This is a genomic window from Kurthia sp. FSL E2-0154 (assembly GCF_038003625.1).
GTDB classification, from domain to species: Bacteria; Bacillota; Bacilli; order Bacillales_A; family Planococcaceae; genus Kurthia; species Kurthia gibsonii.
On record NZ_JBBOPO010000001.1, the window covers coordinates 2650831 to 2675460 of the forward strand.

Below are 24630 nucleotides of genomic sequence, written 5' to 3' on the forward strand. Positions count from 1 at the left end.
ATGAAACATGCCAGAAACTTTACAAGTAAAGAAAAGACAAGCACATAAGAATTCAGTTTTAAGAGAATTAAGACAGGATGGTTTTGTGCCAGCAGTTGTGTACGGCTATCAAGTAAATACCACTCCAATCGCAGTAAACGAACGAGATCTTGAGAAGAAATTACGTGAAGAAGGCAGAAATGCAGTCTTATCTTTAGACTTAGATGGGAAACACGTAAATGCTATATTATCAGAAGTTCAAAAAGATCCATTAAAAGACACATTGATTCATTTAGACTTTTTAGCAGTTAATATGAATCGTAAAATTGAGATGGAAGTGCCAGTTCTGATTGTTGGTGAATCAGTTGGTGTAAAAGAGGGTGGCTCATTACAACAGCCAAATCGCGAAATTACTTTATTCGTTGAACCTTCAAATATTCCAGAATCAATCGAAGTAGATATTACAGAGCTTGGTATTGGTGATTCACTTGCTGTAGTAGATATTCGTGAACAAGTAGACTTTGATGTCCTACATGAAGATGATTTTGTACTTGCTACAGTTTTACCGCCAGTATCTGACAAAGACTTAGAACCTTCATTAGAAGAAGGAGAAGTAGAAGCAGATAATGGTAAGGAAGTTGAAAATCCATCACCACTAGAAAATTAAATAGATATGAATTAAATAAAAACAAAACGCAACGATTTTAGTAGAGTCGTTGCGTTTTGTTTCTGTTTAAACGTTCGAAGTATTCGTATTTTGTTTAAAAAGATGGGGTATGTTAAAATAACAAGGATTAGTACAGAAAAGGATGTAGTAGATATGAAATTAATCATTGGATTAGGGAATCCAGGTAAGCCATATGAACATACACATCATAACGTAGGTTTTGACACAATTGATGTATTGGCAGACCGCATGGGAATTACATTAAACCAAACGAAATTTAATGGTATCTATGGTACGGCACATCGTCCAGAGGGTAAAGTCATTTTATTAAAACCATTAACATATATGAATCTATCAGGAGAATGTGTACGACCACTGATGGATTATTTTGATATTGATATAGAAGACATTGTCGTAATATATGATGACCTTGATTTAGAAAAAGGTAAATTACGTTTACGTCAAAAAGGTAGTGCAGGTGGACATAATGGGATTAAGTCTTTAATTCAACATTTAGGAACACAGGAATTTAATCGCATTCGCATTGGCATTAATCGCCCACCACAAGGTATGAAGGTGTCAGACTATGTACTAGCACGTTTTTCAAAAGAAGATCAGCCATTAATGCAAGAGTCCTTTGAAAAAGCAGCCGATGCAAGCATGTATTGGTTAGAGAAGCCATTCGTAGAAGTCATGAATAAATTTAATCAAAAGTAAAAAGAATAGATGCGTGTAGCTTTGGTAAACAACTTACCAAAGCCTTTTTCTATATGAAGAATAGGAGGAAAACATGGAAATCTTACGTCGGTTATTGATGAAAGACATGGAAGTAGCAGCATTAATTGAAGATATAAGAAGAGAACAACCTGCACAACTTGTAACAGGATTATCCGGAAGCGCAAGATCGGCTTTCATCGCTACAATGTATGCAGAAACAAAAAAATCAATCTACATGATTGCACCGAATATGTTGCAAGCACAGTCTTTGTATGAGGACTTATCAAAATTAATTGGTAGTGATGAAGTACATTACTACCCAGCAGATGAGTTTATCGCGGCAGATATGGCTTTAGCAAGTCCCGAATTACGTGCACAGCGTATCGCAACACTGGATCATATGATTCATGATGTACAAGGAATCTATATTATCCCTGCTGCTGGTATGCGTAAAGTAATGACACCGAAAGAGCAGTGGTCATCATTACGTTATACGTTAAAACTCGGTGATGATTTAGATACACAAGAGCTACTGAAGCAATTAGTCATGATGGGCTATACGCGAAATGGTATGGTGACAACTCCCGGCGAGTTCGCTGTTCGAGGTGGAATTATCGATATTTATCCGCCATATGATGATCATCCTGTTCGAATTGAGCTGTTTGATACTGAGATTGATTCGATTCGTACGTTCTCAGCAGATGATCAGCGCTCAATTGCGAAATTACAAGAGATGGTGATTTTACCAGCGATGGAGTTTGTGTTATCAACAGATGAACGACATGCACTTGCAGAACGTTTAGAAGCTGGTTTAAGTGAAAGTTTAAAAAAGGTAAAAACAGATGCAGTAAAAACAGCACTTTATGAAAATGTACAAGCAGATATTGCGCTATTACAACAAGGTGAATTACCTGAGTACGTAAATCGCTATGGTTCTTTATTATATGAAAATCCAACTTTTTTAGGTGATTATTTCAAACGAGATGGCATTGTAATTTTTGATGAATTAACACGAATTCAAGAAACAATGGAAGCATGGGATTCTGAAGAAAAAGAATGGCTGCTTGAAATGATTGAGCTCGGTAAGATGTTGCACAGTGTGAAACCATCTTTCAGCTTTAAAGAATTACTTGCGAATATTGAGCAACAAAAAATCTTCTTTGCATTATTTGCGCGCGGATTTAAAGGAATGACGTTTACAACAACACGTAATTTTTCATGTAAACCGATGCAACATTTCCACGGACAGATTGCTCTGTTGAATAGTGAAATTGAACGTTGGGTGTCAAGTGACTTTACAACGCTATTTTTAACAGAAAATGAAGAACGAATTGATATATTGCAAAATCTATTGGCAGACCACGGCGTAGAAGTACAACTCGGTGAACCGAATGGACCGGGTGTCTTCATTATGTCTGGTGCTTTAACTAATGGTTTTGAGATGCCGATTCCGAAATTAGCAATCGTGACAGAAGATGAGCTGTTTAAGCAACAAAAGAAACGTAAAGCACGTCCTAAAACGATGACCAATGCTGAACGAATTAAAAGCTATACAGAGATTAAACCAGGGGATTATATCGTCCATGTACATCATGGTATTGGTAAATATATTGGCATTGAAACACTCGAAATTAACGGGAACTATAAAGATTATTTGCATATTCGTTATCGTGCAGATGATAAGTTATATGTACCAGTCGATCAAATTGACTTAGTTCAAAAATATGTAGGTTCAGAAGATAAAGAACCAAAGCTTCATAAATTAGGTGGAGCAGAGTGGAAAAAGACGAAAACGAAAGTATCAAAAGCAGTTCAAGATATTGCGGATGATTTAATTAAGCTATACGCTGAACGCGAAGCAGCAAAAGGTTTTGCCTTCTCTCCTGATGGTGATGAGATGCATCAATTTGAAGCTGCCTTCCCATATGAGGAAACAGAAGACCAACTACGTACAATTCAAGAAGTGAAAATGGATATGGAGCGTGAACGTCCAATGGATCGCCTTGTTTGTGGAGATGTAGGTTATGGAAAGACAGAAGTAGCCATTCGTGCAGCGTATAAAGCGATTTTAGATGGTAAACAAGTCGCTTTCTTAGTGCCAACAACGATTTTAGCACAGCAACATTACGAAACAATGCTTGACCGATTCCAAGACCTTCCGGTTAATATCGGTTTACTTAGCCGCTTCCGTACACGTAAACAACAAACGGAAACATTAAAAGCCTTGAAAGATGGACAAATAGACATTTTAATCGGGACACATCGTATTTTATCAAAAGATGTGATTTATAAAGATTTAGGGTTATTAATTGTTGATGAAGAGCAGCGTTTTGGTGTCACACATAAAGAGAAAATTAAGACATTGAAAACAAATATTGATGTGCTAACGTTAACCGCAACACCGATTCCACGTACGCTTCATATGTCGATGGTCGGTGTGCGTGATTTATCGGTTATTGAAACACCTCCTGCAAACCGTTTCCCAGTACAAACGTATGTCATGGAACATAATGGCGCACTTGTACGAGAAGCGATTGAGCGTGAGATGTCGCGTGGTGGACAAGTCTTCTACTTACACAATCGTGTAGAGGATATGGCAAAACAAGTCGATCAAATTCAAACACTCGTACCTGAAGCACGTGTTGCGTATGCGCATGGGAAGATGACGGAGAATGAGTTAGAATCAATCATCTTAGGCTTTTTAGAAGGCGAATTTGATGTATTAGTTACAACAACGATTATTGAGACAGGAATTGATATTCCAAATGTTAATACGCTCATTGTGAACAATGCAGACCGTATGGGGTTATCACAGCTCTATCAATTACGTGGACGTGTAGGGCGTTCTAATCGTGTTGCCTATGCATACTTCATGTATCAACGTGATAAGGTGTTAACAGAAGTTGCAGAACAACGTTTACAAGCCGTAAAAGAATTTACGGAACTTGGTTCTGGTTTTAAAATTGCGATGCGCGATTTATCCATTCGCGGTGCAGGTAATTTACTTGGTGCGCAGCAACATGGCTTTATTGATTCAGTTGGTTTTGACTTGTATTCACAAATGCTTGAAGATGCCGTAACTGAAAAACAAACAGGCGAGAAGAAGACAGAAGAAAAAGGAATCGAGATTCTTCTTCCGTATGATGCCTATTTACCGGATACGTATATTCCAGACGGTTATCAAAAAATTCAAATGTATAAGCGTATTAAAGCGATTGAAACAGAAGAAGCTTATCATGAAATTTCCGAAGAATTAGTAGACCGTTTTGGTGACTTGCCAATCGAAGTGGACCGCTTAATGCGTATTGCACGTATGAAAGCATGGGGATTAGAAGTTGGCTTAGAGTCCATCAAACTAAAAAATAAAATGTATCGTATTACACTATCAATGGAGGGTACACAACGAATTGATGGTAGTAAGATGGTTTCTGATTCAATGGTTTTAGGACGAGCAGTTGGTTTTACATTAGAAGATGGAAAACTTGTTTTAACAATTGATGAACGAAAGATGTCAAAAGATCAAGATGTTTTTGATTTGGTTGAAGCGGTTGTTCAATTATTACCAGCTTCACTAAAAGAAGAGAATCCTGCATAATTTTTGTGAAAGGAGGAACTAAAGAAGTAGTTTCTCCTTTTTACATAAGTATTCAAAAAAATGTAGTAATGGAAAGAGGATGCGAATGACAAAAGTAAAAGGCTATGCAAAAGGAGTTGCCCTTTTAACGATGGCAGCCCTTTTTGTAAAAGTATTAAGTATGGTCTATCGTGTCCCCTTTCAAAACTTAGTGGGGGACCAAGGATTCTTTATTTATCAACAAGTCTATCCGTTTGTGGCTGTTTTCATGACATGGACATCGAGTGGTCTAGCGATTGCTGTTTCGAAGATGATTGCAGATGAGCTTGGTCAACCGTTGAAAAGACAACAAGCGATATCGCAATTGTTATATCGCGCGCTATGGGTATTTTCAATTCTTTTATTTATTGGCATGTATAGTGCCTCAGATTTTTTTGCGCGTGCAATGGGTGATGAACAGCTCGGCTTTTTATTGAAAATTGGTTCACTTGTTATTTTTACAGTACCGACATTATCTATGTATAAAGGGAAGTTACAAGCACATGGTAATCTACAAACCGTCGCTGTGATGCAAGTGATTGAACAAGTTGTACGTGTAACCGTTATTTTAGGCGGTACAGCTTATGTTATGGCTACTTCGCAGTCATTATATACAGCTGGAGCAGTCGCTGTTCTAGGGACAGTTAGTGGCGAATGGATGGGTGTCCTACTTCTAATGTTATATATGAGAAAAAAGCGTCAGTCGATTTATTTACTTAACAAAGAAAATACAGTTGTTCGAAAGCGTGAATTTTTAAAGAAGATGCTCGTTGTGAGTGTCAGTGCGAGTATGAGTAGTCTGCTGTTGATTTTCTTTCAAATTGTCGATGCGTTTACCGTATTTGATACGCTCGTTCAGTATATTGAACAACCAATTGATGCGATGAAAGAGAAGGGGATTTATGATCGTGGTCAACCACTTGTACAAGTTGGATTAGTCATCGCTACATCATTCTCTATGGCCATTGTACCGATGATTGCAAGTGCAATGAAAAAAAGAAAAGGGGAGCAAATGCGCCAACTCATTCGTGTTACTTTTCAAGCAACACTTCTTTTTGGTGTAGCAGCAACAGTTGGTTTAATGCTCATTATGCCTTATTTGAATAAAGCTTTATTTGAAACAGCTGATTTATCAGATGTACTGTCGGTCTATGTTATTCAAATTATTATGCTTTCAATGATTATGGCAATTACAGCGATTTTACAAGGTTTAGGGTATCGTAAAGGTCCTACGTACATTTTAGCAATCGGCTTGTTGATCAAAATACTAATTACAAAACCATTCGTACACTATTTTGGAATAGTAGGTGCAGCATGGTCGAGTAATCTAGCTCTAATCGTAGGTGCGTGTAGTTTAGTGTATTATTTAAAAAAGAAACAAGATATTCAGTTAGCCAGTCGTCTGTTTTATCAAATCACCGGTTATGCAACAGTTTGTATGATCTTCGTTGTAGGCGGTATTCGCATATTTGACGAGATTTTAGCAATTGATAGTCGTTTATATGCAGCAATTATGATGCTTTTCTTAGTCATCATTGGTGGGAGTATCTTTATTTTATGTATTACACGTTATCGAATTTTTACAGTAAAAGAATGGTTGTTATTACCGCTTGGCAGTAAGATGGCGGCATTACAATTATTTTTAAATCGAAAATAGGTGGGTTAAAAATGAAAGAAATTACAGTTGTAGGTTTAGGTGCAGGTGACTTTGAACAGTTACCGATGGGTGTTTATCGAACATTAAAAAATGTAAAAAAAGTATATATGCGTACATTAGATCATCCTGTTGTCGCGGAATTGCAAAAAGAGGGTGTATCATTTATCAGTTTTGATGAAGTGTATGAAAAGCATGATGAATTTTTACCCGTATATCAAGAAATTGCTTCTACATTAATTGAAAAAGCTGAAAAGGAATCTGTTCTTTATGCAGTTCCAGGTCATCCACTTGTTGCGGAAATGACGATTCAACTATTAATTGAAGCGGAGAAAAAAGGCGAGATTCAGTTATCGATTGAAGGCGGGCAAAGCTTTTTAGATGCGATGTTTACAACGCTTAAAATTGATCCGATTGACGGTTTCCAAATGGTAGATGGTGCAACGTTCTCAGTTCATCACGTGCATATGCAAAATCATTTATTAATTGCACAAGTGTATGACCAAATTAGTGCTTCGCATGTAAAATTAACGTTGATGGAGAAATATCCAGATGATTATGAAGTAACGATTGTAACAGCAGCAGGTTCAAAAGAGGAAGTCATTAAAACGGTACCATTATATGAATTAGATCACGTTGCGGAAATTAATAATTTAACAACTGTCTATGTTCCACCTGTTCAAGATGCAAAAGAGGCATTAAAGGAGTTTTCAACATTGCGTGAAATCATTGCCACACTTCGTAGTCCAGAAGGGTGCGAATGGGACCGTGCGCAAACACATGAAAGTTTAACACGTTATTTACTTGAAGAAGCACATGAAGCAATCCAGGCAGTAAATGAACAAGATGATGATCATATGATTGAGGAATTTGGCGATTTGTTAATGCTTGTTTTAATGAATGCACAAATTGGTGAAGATGAAGGCTACTTCAACTTAGAAGATATTATTCAAGCGATTAATGAAAAAATGATTCGTCGTCATCCTCATGTTTTTGGTGATGTACAAGTTGAAAATGTTGCGGAAATTAATGCGAATTGGGAAAAAATTAAAAAAGAAGAACACCAGAACTATGAAGATGAATCTGTACTAAAAGGTGAGTATCGTACAGCTTCATCGTTACAAACTTCATATAATTATCAAAAAAAAGCAGCAAAATTAGGGTTTGAATGGGGTACAACTGAAGCTTTTTGGGGTAAAGTGGAAGAAGAGTTGGCTGAATTACGAGAAGCAATTGAAAAAGGAACAAAAGAGCAACAAGTTGAAGAGTTCGGTGATGTACTAACAACTCTTGTGAATGTAGCACGTCATTATAAGATTTCTGCTGAAGAAGCGATGGTATTAGCAAATGCAAAATTTGCAAAACGTTTCGGGTATGTAGAGCAGCAAGTGAAGAGTAAGTGGGAAGATTATTCAGTAGAGGCATTATTACAATTTTGGCAAGAAGCTAAAGATAAAGAAGGAGAATCATTATGAGATTAGATAAATTTTTGAAACTCTCACGTTTAATCAAGCGCCGTACATTAGCAAAAGAAGTAGCTGATCAAGGACGGATTGAAATCAACGGGAAAGTGGTAAAAGCAGCGAGTAAAGTAAAGGTGGGTGATGAATTAGCGATTCGCTTCGGGCAAAAGATTGTTACTGTAAAAGTAGAATTATTAAAGGACGTCGTTCGCAAAGAAGAAGCAAGTACAATGTATACAATCTTAAAAGAAGAAAGACTTGAAAAAATTGAGCCACAATTCATTGATGACGAAGAATAAGTAGAAAAAAGAACTATTTTTTGTTAATTTATTGAAAAAATATAGTTTACCAATACAATATTTATCGATTTTCCTTTATAATGAACAAATAGATTGGTCAAAAAAAGGAGGAGAGATTGTGTCTGAAAGAAAGCGTAATACAGTAAGTCGTATTCATACAGAATTTGCAAAACAAGAAGAGCTTCGTGAAAAAAGACTACATAATAAAAAAGTTTCACTGTATCGAAATCTCGCTATTATGGGTACAGTTTTCTTCTTAATTATGGGTACATTAGTATTTACAATTATAAATCAGCATCAAGTACTGAAAAAAGAACAGCAGGAACAAGTAGCATTAAAAAAAGAAAAGTTAGAACAAAAGCAATATAAGAAGGAATTAAATACGCAACTCGTAAAATTAGATGATGATGATTACATCGCTAAGATTGTACGAAAAGATTTATTTTTATCTAAAAAAGGTGAGAAAATATTCCATTTACCAGAAGACTCAGAAGACGACGAAGGAATAGATCTTACGGAAAATGAAAAGAAGTAGTGTTGTTGACACGTGTTTTTTCATCGTTATAATAAGAGTAAGTCATAAGCAAGTTTAAAGTCATTGGAACTTTAAATATGTTCATCTGACGCGTCTTATTGTAAAATAAGAATAAGCAATACAGATGAATGAGCGATTGCATATCATTCCCGTCGGACTACGGCTGAATTACTTGCAGTGGATATTCATATAGTGTATATGGGTAGAACAATGAAGTATTGAAGAAAAGTACCACACAATATGGTTATTGACTAGAGATAGTCGCTTAAATTCTAAGGAGGAGCATTTTTTTTATGGCAATTGAAGTAGGCAGCAAAGTGCAAGGTAAAGTAACAGGTATTACAAATTTTGGAGCATTCGTTGAATTACCAGATAACTCAACAGGTCTTGTGCATATTAGTGAAGTTGCTGATAACTATGTAAAAGATATTAACGATCATTTAAAAGTTGGAGAAATGGTTGAAGTTAAGGTAATGAATGTGGAAGCTGATGGTAAAATTGGACTTTCAATTCGTAAAGCAAAACCTCAAGCAGAACGTCCAGAGCGTCCAGAACGCCCGCAACGTCCTCGTCATAACAATAATCGTGGTGGCGGAAATCGTGGCGAGAGCCGTCAACCGCAAGAGAACTTCGAACAAAAAATGGCACGTTTCTTAAAAGACAGTGAAGACCGTCTAACAACATTAAAGCGTGCAACTGAATCAAAACGCGGTGGCCGTGGAGCAAAAAGAGGTTAATTTGCAAACTCTTTGGTCATAGAAAAAGTGTTTGAATAGATCTTAAAAGGTGAGAGAATTCTTGGTTAAGAATTCTCTCACCTTTTTATAGTTATCGAAAATAGCCATTTTAAAACGATTGTTTATAATAATTGCAATAAATTCCTTATATAGCATGATTCAATTAGTTTATTATTATCGTAAAAAAACAAAAAAAGAAACTTTCCTAATTGGAAAGCTTCTTTTAATATGACCCCTACGGGATTCGAACCCGTGTTACCGCCGTGAAAGGGCGGTGTCTTAACCGCTTGACCAAGGGGCCGATTATGGCGACCGAGGGGATCGAACCCCCGACCTTTCGGGTATGAACCGAACGCTCTAGCCAGCTGAGCTAGGTCGCCGTTAGTTGCTATCTTTTTGACAACATAGATTATATTACAAGAGGATTGTGATACCGTCAACCCATTTTTGAAAAAAAAATAATACTTTGCAAAAGTATTTGTTTTTCTACAATATTTATAGCATTTTTTAGAAAAAAATGGGTATTAAATAAAGAATGAAAAATAATACCATCTTATTTGGTATTGATTTATAAAATATTTGATAAGAAGAGGGATTTCAATACTTTATTCTATTACTTCTACCTCTGTAAAATGCTATGATAAAGCTAAGAGGTGAAAGAGATGGTCAAATTTGAGCAGGAAGTGAATGAATATATTCAAACTCATGTGTTGATTCAATCTGGAGATCGCATTTTAGTTGCATGTTCAGGTGGAATTGATTCGATTGTCCTTTTACACTTTCTACACACTTATCAAAAACATTATGCAATTGATTTAGCAGCTGTACATGTAAACCATATGTTACGCGGTGAAGCGTCGTATGAAGATCGACAGTTTGTAGAAGATTTTTGTAAGGAAAGAGAAATCCCTGTTTTCTCTACAGATATTCCAATTTCTGAAATTTTGAAAAGAGAGAATGGTAATTTACAAGACACTTGTAGAAGAGAACGGTATCACTATTTTGAACAAGTGATGAAGCAACATCATTACAATAAATTAGCTGTGGCACACCATGCTGATGACCAAATGGAGACGGTATTAATGGCTCTTATAAAAGGAGCTCATATCCAAGGGGTTCTAGGTATGTCTGCTGAGAAATCTTGGCGCTCATTTAAAATTATTCGTCCTTTTCTAAGTGTAACAAGAGAACAACTCGTCGCGTATTTAAATAGCCAATCTTTAATGTATAGAGAAGATGCAAGTAATGCAAAAGACGATTATTTACGAAATCGTATACGCCACCATGTCGTTCCTTTTATGAAGAAAGAGAATCCACAAGTTGCAGCAGCTTTTCAGTATTTTACCGAAAAAGAGCAAGCAGAAGATGTTTATTTAAACGAGCAAGCAGAAAGTGTTTTAAAACAGTGTGAAATACAAAAAAATGATGATGAGATTTATCTGCGAATTCTTCCGTTTCAAAAGCAGTCACTTGCTTTACAAAGAAGAGCCATTCTACTACTATTAAAATATCTTTACAAAGATACAATCGTTGCGCAAAGTCATGCACTGTGGACAGCTATTTTAGAGCTTATTCAAAAAACAGATGGACATAACGAAATTTCACTGCCTTTAGGAGGAAGAGCGATTCGCACATATGATGTTTTGGTTTTAACAAAACGTCCACAAGTACAGCAAGTCGTCCAACCACTTCAGCTGCAATTAGGTGAATGGGTCACCTTAATAAATGGTTGTAAAATAGGAGTGTTCCAAAAAAGTTCAGCGCCACAAGTAAGTAAATACGTTAAAAGTTACATACTGTCTACACAACAACTTCCTTTAACCATTCGAACAAAAGAAGTTGGTGATCGTATGTACTTACCAGGTGTGAATGGTTCTAAAAAGGTATCACGCATTTTAATTGATGCGAAAATACCGCAGTCAAAAAGAAGTACATGGCCTATTCTTGTGGATGCAAAGAATCAAATTTTAGCGATTCTAGATTTACGAGTGAGTCGTCTTTTACAAGAAGATATGCGTTCAATAGATGATGGTGTAGTATTAATGATAGATACCGCTCCAAAGCAGTAATCTATTTATATTTAAGGAGGATACAAATATGCTTCAAAAGGACATCGAAGAAGTATTAATTTCTGAAGAACAATTACAAGAAAAAATGAAAGAACTTGGTGCACAGTTAACAGCTGATTATCAAGACAAATTCCCATTATTAGTGGGTGTTTTAAAAGGTGCTATGCCTTTTATGGCAGATTTAATGAAGCGTATTGATGCATACATCGAAATTGATTTCATGGATGTAACAAGCTATGGTAACGCAACGGTATCTTCGGGTGAAGTAAAAATCGTAAAAGATTTGAATACAAGTGTTGAAGGTCGCGATATTATCATCATTGAAGATATTATCGATTCAGGTTTAACACTAAGCTATCTAGTAGATTTATTTAAATATCGTAAAGCAAAATCAATTAAAATCGTAACATTATTAGATAAGCCATCAGGACGTAAAGTGAAGCTAGAAGCAGACTATGTAGGCTTCGACGTACCAGATGCGTTCGTTGTTGGTTATGGTTTAGACTACGCAGAAAAATATCGTAACTTACCATATATTGGCGTGCTGAAAAAATCAGTTTATTCATTTTAAAATAATGTGACAAATTTCACTTGAAATTTGTTTAAAACAAAGCTTTTAAATTGTACGCGCAAATAGTCATATGATAAGATTTATTATAGTTTTTCTGTTTACCTTGTGAGGAGGCTGGGGATGAATCGAGTATTTCGATACGCCATATTGTATTTATTGATTTTCCTCGTGATTGTAGGGATTTTTGGCACATTCAATGGCAAAAATAAACCGACAAAAGAATTGAATTATCACGAGTTTGTAACAGCGTTAGAAGATGGACAAATTACAGAGGCGGATATTCAACCTGAAAGGTTAGTATTCGTTGTAAAAGGTAAGTTAGAAGGTTATAAACAAGATGAATCGTTTATTACGAATGTACCACAAGATGATCAGGAATTATTAAACTTAATTCGTAAAGCAGCGCAAGATAATAAGAACAATATTAATTTCTTACCTGCACAAGAATCAAATGGTTGGTTATCGTTATTAACAGGGATTATCCCATTCATCATTATTTTCATTCTCTTCTTCTTCTTATTAAATCAATCTCAGGGCGGTGGAAACCGTGTAATGAGTTTTGGTAAGAGTAAAGCAAAATTGTATGATGACCAAAAGAAACGTGTACGCTTCACAGATGTAGCTGGTGCTGATGAAGAAAAGCAAGAGCTTGTAGAAGTAGTAGACTTCTTGAAGGATCATACGAAATTTGAAGAGATTGGTGCACGCATTCCGAAGGGGATTCTATTAGTAGGTCCTCCTGGAACAGGTAAAACATTGTTAGCGCGTGCGGTAGCCGGTGAAGCAGGCGTACCATTCTTCTCGATTTCAGGTTCTGATTTCGTAGAGATGTTTGTCGGTGTCGGTGCATCACGTGTACGTGATTTATTTGAAAATGCGAAGAAAAATGCGCCATGTATCATTTTCATCGATGAAATTGATGCAGTAGGTCGTCAACGTGGAGCTGGTGTTGGTGGTGGTCACGATGAACGTGAACAAACATTAAACCAATTACTTGTTGAGATGGATGGTTTCGGAGCAAATGAAGGTATTATTATCATTGCTGCCACAAACCGCCCAGATATTTTAGACCCTGCATTGTTACGTCCAGGTCGTTTTGACCGTCAAATTACAGTAGGTCGTCCAGATGTTAGAGGTCGTGAAGCTGTATTAAAAGTTCATGCACGTAAAAAACCATTAGATGAATCAGTAGATTTAAAAGCAATCGCACAACGTACACCAGGATTCTCTGGTGCCGATTTAGAAAACTTATTAAATGAAGCTGCACTTGTTGCTGCTCGTTCAAATAAGAAGAAAATCGATATGGGTGATATTGATGAAGCAACAGACCGTGTAATCGCGGGTGTTGCGAAAACAAGCCGCGTAATCTCTGAGAAAGAACGTAACATCGTTGCTTACCATGAAGCAGGTCACGTTGTTGTTGGTTTAACACTTGATGAAGCTGAAAAGGTTCATAAAGTAACCATCGTACCACGTGGACAAGCAGGCGGTTATGCAGTAATGCTTCCAAAAGAAGATCGTTACTTTATGACAAAACCAGAACTTCTTGATAAAGTAGCGGGCTTACTTGGTGGACGTGTAGCAGAAGATGTCGTATTTGGCGAAGTATCAACAGGTGCGCATAATGACTTCCAACGTGTTACAAGTATTGTTCGTTCAATGGTTACAGAATACGGTATGAGTGATAAGTTAGGTCAATTACAATTCGGCGCAAATCAAGGTGGTAATGTATTCTTAGGGCGCGATATGTCTTCAGAACAAAACTACTCTGATAAAATCGCATATGAAATTGATCAAGAGATGCAATCAATGGTTGCAGAACAATATCAACGTACAAAAGATATTCTGACTGAACGTCGTGAATTATTAAATCTGATCGCACAAACGTTATTAGAAGTTGAAACACTAGATGCAGAACAAATCGAACACTTAGAGAAGTATGGTAAGTTACCGGAACGCTCATATGAAAAGAAAAAAGTAGACGATGATTCAGAAGCACTTGTGTTAGATGAAACATTTGGAGGAGACCCTGATCCATCGACAGCGGATCTTCCAAAACCAGATTCATTAAGTAAAAATAAAGACGGTATTCAAGAAGAACGTGAATAAAAAAGTTTGACCGACTCTCCGAGTCGGTCAACTTTTTTTTATAGGAGTACCTGTGTTATGATGTCGAAAGATGTTTTAATTATGCTTATAAAGAAAAGAGGATATAATACATGTCAGATTATTTAGTAAGAGCAATTGGTTTTAACGGAAGTGTGCGTGCATTCGCTGTAAGCTCAACAGAAACAGTAGGTGAAGCACAACGTCGACATGATACATGGCCAACAGCTTCAGCAGCACTTGGGCGTACAATGACTGCTGGTGTCATGATGGGTGCTATGCAAAAAGGTGACGACCAATTAACGATTAAAGTTCAAGGTGACGGTCCTATTGGTGCGATTATCGTTGACGCAAACGCAAAAGGTGAAGTACGTGGTTATGCAATGAATCCGCACGTGGATTTTGAATTAAATCAATTCGGTAAATTAGATGTACGCCGTGCTGTAGGTACACAAGGTTCGTTATCTGTTGTAAAAGATGCTGGATTACGTGATTACTTCACAGGACAAGTTGAATTAGTATCAGGTGAACTAGGCGAAGATTTCGCATATTACTTCACAAAATCGGAACAAACACCGTCAGCAGTTGGTTTAGGAGTACTAGTTAATCCAGATTATACAATTAAAGCAGCAGGTGGTTTTATTGTCCAAGTTATGCCAGGTGTAGATGATGAGACCATTACACAAATCGAAGAAGCACTATCTAAAATCGAACCTGTTTCAAAAATGATTGAAAAAGGTTTCACACCAGAAGAAATTTTAGAAGCAGTATTAGGTAAAGAACATGTCGAAATTTTAGACCGTCAAGATGTTACATTCTCATGTAACTGTTCAAAAGATCGTTTTTCAAATGCTTTAATTGGACTAGGTGAAGACGAATTACAAGCGATGATTGAGGAAGATCATGGTGCAGAAGCTGAATGTCATTTCTGTATGGAAAAATACAGTTATTCAGAAGACGAACTACGTGATATTATCGAAGAAGTACGCGCTCAAAAATAGTACAAAAAAGCTTTCCGCTCAGGTTTGGAGTGGAAAGCTTTTTTATTTAAGTCATTTAACGATTTAAAATATTTTTTAATTTTTTCACTGCATATGGGATTTCATGCAATTGTAAACTAGCAAACCCTAGAATAAAATAATGCTCATCATCCTCTACAGGCGTAAGGTAAAATCGTTCTAAACTAAAAATTTCAAGACTTTCATTTTTGGCACATTCTAAGATCTCTGCATAAGATTTTTCTGTATTGTAATGAATAATAAAATGCAGTCCAGCTGGCACATCGATAATATTTAAGTCCTCGTCAAAAGTCTCTTCTAGTGTATGAATTAAGCATTTTCGTACTTCTTCAAAATGTTCAGTCATGGTTGATAAATGTTTTTGGTAATAACCATCTTTCATAAAAAAATGTAAAGTATATAAGTTTAATGTATTACAAGACGGAATTAAGTGATTGAATTTTTCTTTATACTTTTTTAAGAGGTTAGGTGGCAGCACCATATAACTAATACGAATACCAGGAAACAATGTTTTGGAGAATGTACCCATGTAGATAGTACGTTGACTACGATCCAAACTTTGTAGAGAGGGAATATGCGCTGTTTCATATTTATATTCACTATCATAATCATCTTCAATGATATAACGCTCTTGCGGAACGTTCACCCAGTTTAATAATTCAAATCTTCTAGAGATAGGCATAATCATCCCCATAGGAAATTGATGTGCAGGTGTGACACATACGAGTTGGACATCTTGATTTTGAAGTAGTTCTACATCAAACCCCTTTTCATCCAGAGGTACCGTTAATACATTCCATCCATGATCTTCAATTAAAGCTTTATAACGTGCGTAACCTGGATTTTCTAATGCGATTGTATACGGTGCATCGTCAAATAATTCGAGTATTTGGCTCATTAAAGCCTGACTAGAAGAATGAAGCACTACTTGCTCTGGCTCACAACGTACACCTCGTTTAAAGTTCAAATGTTGTGCTAAAGTCTGACGCACAATGTAAGGTCCTTGCTGGTGAGATAAGTGAGATAGCTCGTTATTGAATTGCTGAATCGCTTTTTGCTCACACTTTAACCATTCGTTATAAGGAAACAGGCTCATATTCGAAGCCATATGTGAAAATGAAGTTTGATAAGGACGCTCAATTGGATGTTCTTTTAATTCAGCAGGTAGCCCACTCCATTCTTGATTATCTAAATCATACCTTGTAATGTCCTCTACAAAATATCCTTTTCTTTCTAAACTATAAACATAACCTTCTACAATAAGTTGATCGAGTGCGACAATGACGGAGTTAATACTCACATTGAATTGTTCGGAAATTTTTCTTTTAGATAATAATTTCTCATGAGGTTGATAATTCCCAGCTAAAATTTGTTCTTTGATGCGTTCATATACAAGTTGATATTTATATTTTTTATCTTTTAGCATCCTATGTCACAACTCCTTTTTGAAAGTGGTTCTTTTCTTTTTTTACAAATTGGCATACTTTTAATAAACTAGAAAATTAATATTTTTTATAGCGTAAATAGGATTAAACGAGAAAAAATTATGTAAAAATATGTATATTTCAATCACCCTGAAAAATCTCAGGATAAGTGTAACATATTCTTACTTTTCTGAAAACATATGGAGTGTACCTGAAAATGGATATCCATAAGTAAATCAATCATTCTTGATCAAATTAAAGAACATGAAGGAGAGACTTCTTATTAAAAAGGTACGTGCAGGTATCACATATGTGAATGATTATCATCGAACATATGTGGAAGCGCCATGTGGTGGGTATAAACAATCGGGTATTAGTCGAAGTTTAGGTAAATACAGTTTGGAAGAATTCCAAGAAATAAAACAGATTAATATTCGTTTGAATGTAGAGCCAAATGGTTGGTTCCCAACGAATTAAATAAAAGAATGAGAGAGTCGTTTCATATAAGAAGCGGCTATTTTTTATGAAAATTTAGAAAAATACATTTTTTGTCACATTTTAGGGTATCTTTTGATTGACATTCATAAAATGCGCGCGTATTATTAAATTAATAAAACATACAAAATTACTAGGGATTAGGAGTGGGATTGCATGACAAATCAAATTGTACAATCAGTAACAGATTTAGTAGGTAATACACCAATCGTTAAATTAAATAACTTAACAGGACCAAATGACGCAAACGTATACGTGAAATTAGAATATATGAACCCAGGAAGTTCTGTAAAAGATCGTCTAGCTTTAGGTATGGTAGAACAAGCTGAAAAAGACGGTATTTTAAAAGAAGGTAGTACACTAATTGAGCCAACTTCAGGCAATACAGGAATCGGTTTAGCGATGATTGCTGCTGCAAAAGGTTATAAATCAGTCATCGTAATGCCAGATACAATGTCAATGGAACGTCGTAACTTATTACGCGCATATGGTGCAGAATTAATCTTAACACCAGGTGCAGAAGGTATGAAAGGCGCTATTGCAAAAGCAGAAGAACTTGCAAAAGAAAATGGTTGGTTCTTACCGCAACAATTCGAAAACCCTGTAAATGCTGTTGTTCATCGCGAAACAACAGGTCCAGAAATCGTTGATGCATTCGAACAAGCTGGCTTAACATTAGATGCATTCATCGCAGGTGTTGGTACAGGCGGTACAATTACAGGTGCAGGTGAAGTGTTAAAAGCAAAATTCCCTGAACTAGAAGTAATCGCTGTAGAACCAAAAGATTCACCTGTATTAGAAGGTGGAAAACCAGGTCCACATAAAATCCAAGGGATTGGTGCAGGTTTCGTACCAAAAGTATTAAACACAGAAGTGTATGGCTCTGTTTTCCCAGTAGAAAATGAAGCAGCATTTGATACAGCACGTAAAGTAGCAAAAGAAGAAGGTATTCTAGGTGGTATTTCTTCTGGAGCAGCAGTATATGCAGCACTTGAAACAGCAAAACGTCTTGGAAAAGGCAAAAACGTACTAGCTATTCTTGCTTCAAACGGAGAACGTTACCTATCAACACCACTTTATCACTTTGATGACTAAGGAATATGATGGTTAAAATAAGAGAGGCTGGGACATAAATAGCTCTCAGTTACACAAAAAGGAGATTGCGCAGGCAATCTCCTTTTTTGTGTGATTTTTTTCATAAGTGATGGGAGGGTTTTACCCTCTCATCGCATACTTTCTTAGGTTGGTCGCCATTAAGGCAAGTCCGATTTCATTTCGGACCTTCGATTTTCCACGAAGTGAAAATCGAGTGAAACCTAAATTCGCCTTCAAAAATCCAAAAACTGGTTCCACATCGATTTTTCGTTTTCGATAAATGGCGCCTGTTTTTGCTTCTGAAAGCGTCGCTTGAATCATTTTCTTCTGTTCTTCCCAATGCGTATTGATGGCCAATCTTCGATTGTTTCCTTCACGTGCTTTTGTACAAGATGAACGGAAAGGACATCCTGAACAGTCTTCACATGTATAGATTTTAAAATGACGTGTAAATCCTGTCTTATCCGTACGTGTTGAATCATATTGGTACTTTACTAATTGTCCATTCGGGCAAGTATAACAATCGGTCGTTGCGTCATATGCCCAATTGCTTGTTTTAAAAGGATCTTTAAGATATTTTCGTTGCTGTTCTTTGCGATACATACCATATGTAATTAATGCTTTACGTTGGAGTGTTTCTACCACGTATTGATAGTTCGGTTCACTACCATAACCTGCATCGGCGACAATATGTTCAGGTAATTCAAAATAATGAGTTTGAATATCTTGTAAAAAGGGCACGAGTGTTTTCGTATCTGTTGGAAGTGAATTTATTGGCATTCGCTTCAATTTTTGTACCATCAATGAAAATCGCTTGTTGGTCGATGCATTTTTCTTCAATTAATCGACAACGGAATTGGATAAAGCATTGTTTTAGAAGTTCTTGCATCTGTGGGTGAACGCGAAAACGATTAATCGTACGGTAACTTGGTTCGTAACCTTGTGCTAACCACATCATACGTACACGATCTTTTGTTAAATCTTCAATCCGGCGACCTGAAAAAATAGATTGTGTATAACCCACTAGCGTTGCATTAAAATAATCGCACACCTTTAATTAAACTGAATTTTCTGTAATATAATCCAAGCACAAAAAAAGCCTTTATAATGGTTGGGTGGTAGTAAACCATCCAAATCCAAAATAAAGGACATAAGCATGGATAATTTTACACGAAAAACATCATTTGAACAATGGTTTTCTCCAATTTCCTCGACAAAATTAGAGGAATGGGTCGAATCCCATCAATTAAATTACTATACAAAGAAGCTACGCATCGCTTCTTTCTTGAAATTACTGCTGTTTGCGCAACTGAATGAAACCGAAAGCTTACGTGCAGTCAGCGAAACTCTGTTTTCAGACGACCTTCAAAAAGCAACCGATTTACAATCGATTAGCTTTTCACAGCTCGGGCGCCGGTTAAACCAAGTGCCGACTGAAGTGTTCCAACAAGTATTTCTGGATTTAGTCGCTCAAATTCATGAAAAGTCGTACTATGAACAGCGCCGAAACATGACAACACCACTGAAAATTATTGATTCGAGCACGCTTCCTTTAAACCTAAACAATCACAAATGGGCTGAATTCTGTAAAACAAAGTCGGGCATCAAGCTTCATTTGCGGTTAGTTTACACAGAAAAAGGCTGTTCGTACCCAGACAAGGCGGTGCTGACAAACGCGAAAGAGCATGATTGTGGCCAGCTGGAAGTACTCGTTGACGATAAGGAATGCCTATACGTTTTTGACCGCGGTTACTTGGATTATGAGCGATTTGATCGCATGACAGACGCCGGTTATTTCTTCGTCTCACGCTTGCGAAAAAACGCTGTCCTCCGTGTCATCGAGCCATTTAAACTGCCGACCGATTCAACTGTACTTTCGGATGAAATGATGTTGATTGGCACAACGCAAAATCGTGCAGAAAATGTCTTTCGTCTCATCAAAGTGCTTGATTCAAAAGGAAACGAGCTGCATCTGATTACGAATCGATTTGATTTAAGTGCAGATGAAATCGCTGAATTGTACAAATCACGCTGGGCAATCGAGCTATTTTTCAAATGGCTGAAGCAACACTTGAACATCAAGAAGTTTTACGCACAAAGCGAACAAGGCGTGCATAATCAGATGTACATCGCGATGATTGTGTATTGTCTACATGTGCTGGCGCAGTTAAACACGAACAGCTCCCAAACGTACTTGAAGATCAGTCGTTTATTGAGAGCATCCCCTTGGAAATCAGCTCATCTGTTTTCTTTAATTTCATGACATCACTTACTCTTAACAAGGTCGCTTTCCCAACTTGGAAAATTGTATAGTTGCGACGACCAGCACGAAAACTATCAAGTAGTGTATCCTGCACCATTTGTAAGATATTTGATAAAGATAAAGAATGCTCCATTGATTTTAGTTTTAAAAATCGATTAGAAGAAAAACTAAGTGATTACGTCGTAATTTTAGAACCTGGAAAATTGGCAACAATGGGAATTATTAATGCTCATAAAGAATTAGCTATAATTGGAAGTGACGTTAAAGACTGGTCTACTTACTCTTCCAGTAATTTACCTGAAATAAAATTCAAAATCGAAACATTTAAAAAATTTGTAGAATTAAACCTAGCATTTAAACAGTGTAAATTTACAGTAAACTTCATTGATATATAAGCGTTTGTGATGATTTGGTTTACAGTTAGATGAAAATAAAACAAAATCAAAACTATATAAAAAGTCACTAAAAATGAGTTCAGCAGGCAAGAAACGGCACCTTAAGTGGCGCTTATTTTTTTTAAAAATTTTTGTACATTTTTGAAGTTAGGTCAAGTAATACTCCAAGAAGTTCATTATGATCACCAATCATATCAAATAATTGGTCTTCTGTTAAAACACCACATTTTACTGGGATTTTTTCAATTTCCATATATTCAAACCATTTTTCACTACCATAAAAATTTTTTAATTCAATATAGTTATTGTAAATTGAGTTAAATTTTTCAACACTATCAATTAAATTAGTTAAGACTGGCATAAAAGTGTCATATTTGTTTTCCATTTGTTGAATCAGCTCTATATCTTTGTTATCCATTTGAGAATCCTCTCTTTTTTAGCAATTATCTCAAAAAGCAATTTTTAATGCAATCATTAGTATTTAATAAAGGGTTCTGTTGCGAAGTTTGAAAATCAAACGCGCCCTCTCTGAACTCCAAATATCTTAGGCTGTTATTCCTATTAATACCTTGATTTCAGTAGAAACTGAAAAGCCGAAGAGTGTTCCATTTCTTCGGTTCTTTTTATATATTCCTCGAATGGTCTCCATCCCCTTAATCGTGGATGAGGCAGTCCGGAGACTTCGATAAAATTTATTCCGTCGCTTAATTGGCCTATGATCTTGTTCTATTAAATTGTTCAGATACTTCACGTTTTTAAGCACTATTATACCATATAAATAAAAAAACAAGGCTGGGACATAAATAGCTCTCAGTTACACAAAAAAGGAGATTGCCTACGCAATCCCCTTTTTTGTGTGATTTTTTTCATAAGTGATGGGAGGGTTTTACCCTCTCATCGCATACTTTCTTAGGTTGGTCGTCATTAAGGCAAGTCCGATTTCATTTCGGACCTTCGATTTTCCACCAAGTGAAAATCGAGTGAAACCTAAATTCGCCTTCAAAAATCCAAAAACTGGTTCCACATCGATTTTTCGTTTTCGATAAATGGCGCCTGTTTTTGCTTCTAATCAAAATAATGAGCTTGAATATCTTGTAAAAAGGGCACGAGTGTTTTCGTATCTGTTGGATTCGGATACACCTCATAAGCAAGGACATATTGGTTTTCTGTTGCGATTTGAACATTGTAACCGGGTTTCAGTTGTCCATTCTTCATATGAATCACTTCTTCTAATGTCGAAGCGACTTGTTCTAGCTCTTCACTAGACAAAGCATCGTCTTGTTCCTTTTGAATGGCAGGCAAAATACGTTCTTCTACGAGTTGCTCGTATAAGGCATTAGACTTTTCAATCATACTAGCTTGATAGTTTTCAACCGACTTCTTCCATACAAAAGTGAACTTATTGGCATTCGCTTCAATTTTTGTACCATCAATGAAAATCGCTTGTTGGTCAATGCATTTTTCTTCAATTAATCGACAACGGAATTGGATAAAGCATTGTTTTAGAAGTTCTTGCATCTGTGGATGAACGCGAAAACGATTAATCGTACGGTAACTTGGTTCGTAACCTTGTGCTAACCACATCATACGTACACTATCTTTTGTTAAATCTTCCATCCGGCGACCTGAAAAAATAGATTGTGTATAACCACATAAAATAATTTTCAACATCATTTTAGGGTGATAAGAAGGACAACCTGTCGCTTTGTAGAAAGGAGCGAAAGCTTCTTCTGGAATACTTTCAACTAAATGATGGATCGAAAAAGCAATATCCTTTTCAGCTAGTTTCATTTCAAAATCTAATGGTAAAATCACTTGATTCATGTTATAGTTTTTATACATAAAGAGCACTTCCTTTTATTATTTTTGTGGTGAGATACTTAAATTTTAACAGGAAAGGCTCTTTTTTTGTATCCATTTTTTTATTTTGGATGGGCGTGTGGGCGTGACTTCTGCGGGAACAGCACGAGCGGAATATCCATGTTGGCGATGCATCGCCAACATGAGATGAAGCCGTGCCCGCGAAAAGCATCGCCCAAAACGAACATCCGCAGACAGACCAAAAAGAGCTTCGGCATTTTCATGTGCCGAAGCTCTCTTACTTTTAACTAGGGTTTTGTCCCAGCCTCTTCTTACGATTAGTCAAGTGTATTTAATTCATTTCTTTTGTTTTTATGATTTAGTTTTATGGTGGAGGGGTACCTCTCCACCATAAAACTAAATTTTCACAAGCCAAAAAGACCTGACGATTTTATTTTTTTCGAAAGGTCTATATGGTATAGTTGAGCTACATTTCATTATGATTTCTGAGCTGGTAGTGCGGACTCATAATCGTATAGAATACCCCGTGTCAGTAACTGAAATGTCACTTTCAGAAATTTATTGACGCAGGCGATGATCGCGACCTTATGAGGCTTTCTCTGAGGTTGCGTTTTTAATTTATAATAGTAATCCACAAAATGATTTGGCTTCTCCTTTAACATAAGCATACCTTGAATCATGAAATATAAAATTTTTCGCAAATGCTTATTGCCACGTTTATTGATACGATACGATCACGATATTGTGTATTACCAGATTGATACCGCATGATATCTATACCTGCGTAGGCGTTTAATTGTTTCGCATTTTGGAAACGACGAATATCACCGATTTCACCAATTAGACGACAAGCAGTTGAATCGCCCACACCAGAAATCGAACGCAATACATGATATTCTTGACGTTCTTTTGATAGCTCTGTCATCTGTTGGACGAGTGCTTCTTTCTTTTCCTTTAATTCCGCAATACGAATGGCGTAATCCTTTACTTGATCACATCGAACATCTGTCGGCTTAATTGCGGGATAACTATTTTGAGCTGCTTCTATTAGTTCAATCGCCTTTTTCTCCGCACAAGTAAGTGAAAGGTTCTTTTTCGTATTCGCTTTCAAACGATTTTTAATGATGGTTTTGGAATGGACTAGTACAAGTGCTGGATGTGGATACAGCTGCACAATATTTAAAAATAAAGCAGAACTTGGTGTAATCAATTTTTCAAGCTCTGGAAAGCTCATATGTAAAATCGCGTGCATCCGACTTTTTAATAAAATCATTTCTTCATCCACTTCGTCGTAATAACGTGTGATTGCTCGCATCTGTTCGTAATAATCATCTTGAACGTAAGTCGATTCACGCTCCATTTTAAAGTGCGTTTTCGCTAATTCGTGTGCATCGCTTACATCTGTTTTATGACGCCGCATTTTCGCCATTTGTAGGTTCGCTTCCAATGGATTCATGCGACTATAGGTATAACCATGTTGTTTGAAAAACGCTTCTACTGATTTAGAATAGACGCCGGTTGCTTCAAATACAATATGAGGGGCTTGTGCATCCAGCTTCGTGATTTCTTCCATACGCTCACGTAATCGTTCAAAGTCAATTCGGGTATGATTTAGTTCTCCTTCAAATTCACATTGTCGATACCGATCATAGATAACGATGGAACTTTTACCTTTACTCACATCTAACGCAATGACATGTTTCATGGT

At 36.5% G+C, this 24630-nt stretch carries 18 protein-coding genes, 2 tRNA genes and 5 pseudogenes; 16 read left to right on the forward strand and 9 right to left on the reverse strand.

Annotated elements, in window-relative coordinates; translation table 11 throughout:
* Nucleotides 1-7 precede the first annotated feature (7 nt).
* From MHB75_RS13220 to MHB75_RS13255, 8 genes are all read left to right on the forward strand, one after another.
* Nucleotides 8-646: a 50S ribosomal protein L25/general stress protein Ctc gene (locus tag MHB75_RS13220; RefSeq protein ID WP_141274466.1), complete on the forward strand. Its 639-nt coding sequence runs from the start codon at nt 8-10 to the stop codon at nt 644-646.
* Nucleotides 647-799: 153 nt separating this feature from the next.
* On the forward strand, nt 800-1363 hold the full coding sequence (pth, locus tag MHB75_RS13225) for an aminoacyl-tRNA hydrolase (protein ID WP_141274467.1): 564 nt from the start codon (nt 800-802) through the stop codon (nt 1361-1363).
* 73 nt (nt 1364-1436) lie between these two features.
* Nucleotides 1437-4958 (forward strand): transcription-repair coupling factor, encoded by a 3522-nt coding sequence (mfd, locus tag MHB75_RS13230; protein ID WP_141274468.1) that lies wholly within the window; start codon nt 1437-1439, stop codon nt 4956-4958.
* Nucleotides 4959-5043: 85 nt separating this feature from the next.
* Entirely contained in the window at nt 5044-6633 is a 1590-nt protein-coding gene (locus tag MHB75_RS13235; RefSeq protein ID WP_340998215.1) for a putative polysaccharide biosynthesis protein, read from the forward strand.
* 11 nt (nt 6634-6644) lie between these two features.
* Entirely contained in the window at nt 6645-8105 is a 1461-nt protein-coding gene (mazG, locus tag MHB75_RS13240) for a nucleoside triphosphate pyrophosphohydrolase (RefSeq protein WP_340998217.1), read from the forward strand.
* Nucleotides 8102-8392: an RNA-binding S4 domain-containing protein gene (locus MHB75_RS13245; RefSeq protein ID WP_141274471.1), complete on the forward strand. Its 291-nt coding sequence runs from the start codon at nt 8102-8104 to the stop codon at nt 8390-8392. The genes mazG and MHB75_RS13245 overlap by 4 nt, the downstream gene beginning before the upstream one ends.
* Before the next feature lie 118 nt (nt 8393-8510).
* Nucleotides 8511-8927, forward strand: coding sequence for an FtsB family cell division protein (locus MHB75_RS13250; RefSeq protein ID WP_340998219.1), 417 nt, complete (start codon nt 8511-8513; stop codon nt 8925-8927).
* 293 nt (nt 8928-9220) lie between these two features.
* Nucleotides 9221-9664, forward strand: a complete 444-nt coding sequence (locus MHB75_RS13255) for a S1 domain-containing RNA-binding protein (protein WP_068456711.1) — start codon at nt 9221-9223, stop codon at nt 9662-9664.
* A gap of 229 nt (nt 9665-9893) precedes the next feature.
* Here MHB75_RS13255 and MHB75_RS13260 read toward each other — a convergent pair.
* Both MHB75_RS13260 and MHB75_RS13265 read right to left on the reverse strand, forming a co-directional pair.
* Nucleotides 9894-9965 (reverse strand) — tRNA-Glu (locus MHB75_RS13260).
* Between the two features lie 5 nt (nt 9966-9970).
* Nucleotides 9971-10044, reverse strand: a tRNA-Met gene (locus tag MHB75_RS13265).
* A 282-nt stretch (nt 10045-10326) separates the two neighbouring features.
* On the opposite strand from MHB75_RS13265, the gene tilS reads away from it, so the two are divergent.
* The 4 genes from tilS to hslO all read left to right on the forward strand — a co-directional run bounded on the left by tilS (nt 10327) and on the right by hslO (nt 15411).
* A complete protein-coding gene (tilS, locus tag MHB75_RS13270) occupies nt 10327-11733 on the forward strand; it encodes a tRNA lysidine(34) synthetase TilS (protein ID WP_340998223.1) in 1407 nt (468 codons plus the stop codon).
* Nucleotides 11734-11761: 28 nt separating this feature from the next.
* A complete protein-coding gene (hpt, locus tag MHB75_RS13275) occupies nt 11762-12304 on the forward strand; it encodes a hypoxanthine phosphoribosyltransferase (protein ID WP_068456705.1) in 543 nt (180 codons plus the stop codon).
* A 120-nt stretch (nt 12305-12424) separates the two neighbouring features.
* Nucleotides 12425-14413 (forward strand): ATP-dependent zinc metalloprotease FtsH, encoded by a 1989-nt coding sequence (gene ftsH, locus MHB75_RS13280; protein ID WP_141275102.1) that lies wholly within the window; start codon nt 12425-12427, stop codon nt 14411-14413.
* A 110-nt stretch (nt 14414-14523) separates the two neighbouring features.
* Nucleotides 14524-15411: an Hsp33 family molecular chaperone HslO gene (hslO, locus tag MHB75_RS13285; protein ID WP_141274945.1), complete on the forward strand. Its 888-nt coding sequence runs from the start codon at nt 14524-14526 to the stop codon at nt 15409-15411.
* Between the two features lie 55 nt (nt 15412-15466).
* On the opposite strand, the gene gabR is transcribed toward hslO, so the two are convergent.
* Nucleotides 15467-16855, reverse strand: coding sequence for a MocR-like transcriptional regulator GabR (gabR, locus tag MHB75_RS13290; RefSeq protein ID WP_340998226.1), 1389 nt, complete (start codon nt 16853-16855; stop codon nt 15467-15469).
* 280 nt (nt 16856-17135) lie between these two features.
* Here gabR and MHB75_RS13295 point away from each other — a divergent pair.
* Both MHB75_RS13295 and cysK read left to right on the forward strand, forming a co-directional pair.
* Nucleotides 17136-17330, forward strand: a pseudogene (locus MHB75_RS13295) (aldehyde dehydrogenase family protein); the annotation flags it as partial.
* Nucleotides 17331-17504: 174 nt separating this feature from the next.
* Complete coding sequence (cysK, locus tag MHB75_RS13300) at nt 17505-18443, forward strand: cysteine synthase A (RefSeq protein WP_340998227.1); 939 nt, start codon at nt 17505-17507, stop codon at nt 18441-18443.
* Nucleotides 18444-18578: 135 nt separating this feature from the next.
* On the opposite strand, the pseudogene MHB75_RS13305 reads toward cysK, so the two are convergent.
* Nucleotides 18579-19470, reverse strand: a pseudogene (locus MHB75_RS13305) (transposase); the annotation flags it as partial.
* Nucleotides 19471-19599: 129 nt separating this feature from the next.
* Between MHB75_RS13305 and MHB75_RS13310 the strand changes: the two are divergent.
* Both MHB75_RS13310 and MHB75_RS13320 read left to right on the forward strand, forming a co-directional pair.
* Nucleotides 19600-20706: an IS4 family transposase gene (locus tag MHB75_RS13310; RefSeq protein ID WP_340998228.1), complete on the forward strand. Its 1107-nt coding sequence runs from the start codon at nt 19600-19602 to the stop codon at nt 20704-20706.
* Between the two features lie 50 nt (nt 20707-20756).
* The gene (locus MHB75_RS13320) at nt 20757-21101 is read left to right on the forward strand and encodes a hypothetical protein (protein ID WP_340998663.1); all 345 of its coding nucleotides are present in this window, start codon (nt 20757-20759) and stop codon (nt 21099-21101) included.
* Nucleotides 21102-21222: 121 nt separating this feature from the next.
* Here the strand turns inward: MHB75_RS13320 and MHB75_RS13325 are convergent, their stop codons facing one another.
* From MHB75_RS13325 to MHB75_RS13345, 5 genes and pseudogenes are all read right to left on the reverse strand, one after another.
* Nucleotides 21223-21519, reverse strand: coding sequence for a DUF4298 domain-containing protein (locus MHB75_RS13325; RefSeq protein WP_003107891.1), 297 nt, complete (start codon nt 21517-21519; stop codon nt 21223-21225).
* A 126-nt stretch (nt 21520-21645) separates the two neighbouring features.
* Nucleotides 21646-21858 (reverse strand): annotated as a pseudogene (locus MHB75_RS13330) (DDE-type integrase/transposase/recombinase); the annotation flags it as partial.
* A gap of 144 nt (nt 21859-22002) precedes the next feature.
* Nucleotides 22003-22943 (reverse strand): annotated as a pseudogene (locus tag MHB75_RS13335) (transposase); the annotation flags it as partial.
* Nucleotides 22944-23023: 80 nt separating this feature from the next.
* Complete coding sequence (locus MHB75_RS13340) at nt 23024-23185, reverse strand: hypothetical protein (RefSeq protein WP_340995838.1); 162 nt, start codon at nt 23183-23185, stop codon at nt 23024-23026.
* A 213-nt stretch (nt 23186-23398) separates the two neighbouring features.
* Nucleotides 23399-24627: pseudogene (locus MHB75_RS13345) on the reverse strand (IS110 family transposase).
* Nucleotides 24628-24630 lie beyond the last annotated feature (3 nt).

Excerpts from the sequence above, each read along its gene's own strand:
- MHB75_RS13220 (WP_141274466.1), top strand. The coding sequence starts at position 8 with ATGCCAGAAACTTTACAAGTAAAGAAAAGACAAGCACATAAGAATTCA.
- pth (WP_141274467.1), top strand. The coding sequence starts at position 800 with ATGAAATTAATCATTGGATTAGGGAATCCAGGTAAGCCATATGAACAT.
- hpt (WP_068456705.1), top strand. The coding sequence starts at position 11,762 with ATGCTTCAAAAGGACATCGAAGAAGTATTAATTTCTGAAGAACAATTA.
- tilS (WP_340998223.1), top strand. The coding sequence starts at position 10,327 with ATGGTCAAATTTGAGCAGGAAGTGAATGAATATATTCAAACTCATGTG.
- cysK (WP_340998227.1), top strand. The coding sequence starts at position 17,505 with ATGACAAATCAAATTGTACAATCAGTAACAGATTTAGTAGGTAATACA.
- MHB75_RS13235 (WP_340998215.1), top strand. The coding sequence starts at position 5,044 with ATGACAAAAGTAAAAGGCTATGCAAAAGGAGTTGCCCTTTTAACGATG.
- MHB75_RS13325 (WP_003107891.1), bottom strand. The coding sequence starts at position 21,519 with ATGGATAACAAAGATATAGAGCTGATTCAACAAATGGAAAACAAATAT.
- MHB75_RS13245 (WP_141274471.1), top strand. The coding sequence starts at position 8,102 with ATGAGATTAGATAAATTTTTGAAACTCTCACGTTTAATCAAGCGCCGT.
- MHB75_RS13310 (WP_340998228.1), top strand. The coding sequence starts at position 19,600 with ATGGATAATTTTACACGAAAAACATCATTTGAACAATGGTTTTCTCCA.
- ftsH (WP_141275102.1), top strand. The coding sequence starts at position 12,425 with ATGAATCGAGTATTTCGATACGCCATATTGTATTTATTGATTTTCCTC.
- gabR (WP_340998226.1), bottom strand. The coding sequence starts at position 16,855 with ATGCTAAAAGATAAAAAATATAAATATCAACTTGTATATGAACGCATC.
- mazG (WP_340998217.1), top strand. The coding sequence starts at position 6,645 with ATGAAAGAAATTACAGTTGTAGGTTTAGGTGCAGGTGACTTTGAACAG.
- MHB75_RS13255 (WP_068456711.1), top strand. The coding sequence starts at position 9,221 with ATGGCAATTGAAGTAGGCAGCAAAGTGCAAGGTAAAGTAACAGGTATT.
- hslO (WP_141274945.1), top strand. The coding sequence starts at position 14,524 with ATGTCAGATTATTTAGTAAGAGCAATTGGTTTTAACGGAAGTGTGCGT.
- mfd (WP_141274468.1), top strand. The coding sequence starts at position 1,437 with ATGGAAATCTTACGTCGGTTATTGATGAAAGACATGGAAGTAGCAGCA.
- MHB75_RS13340 (WP_340995838.1), bottom strand. The coding sequence starts at position 23,185 with ATGAAAATGCCGAAGCTCTTTTTGGTCTGTCTGCGGATGTTCGTTTTG.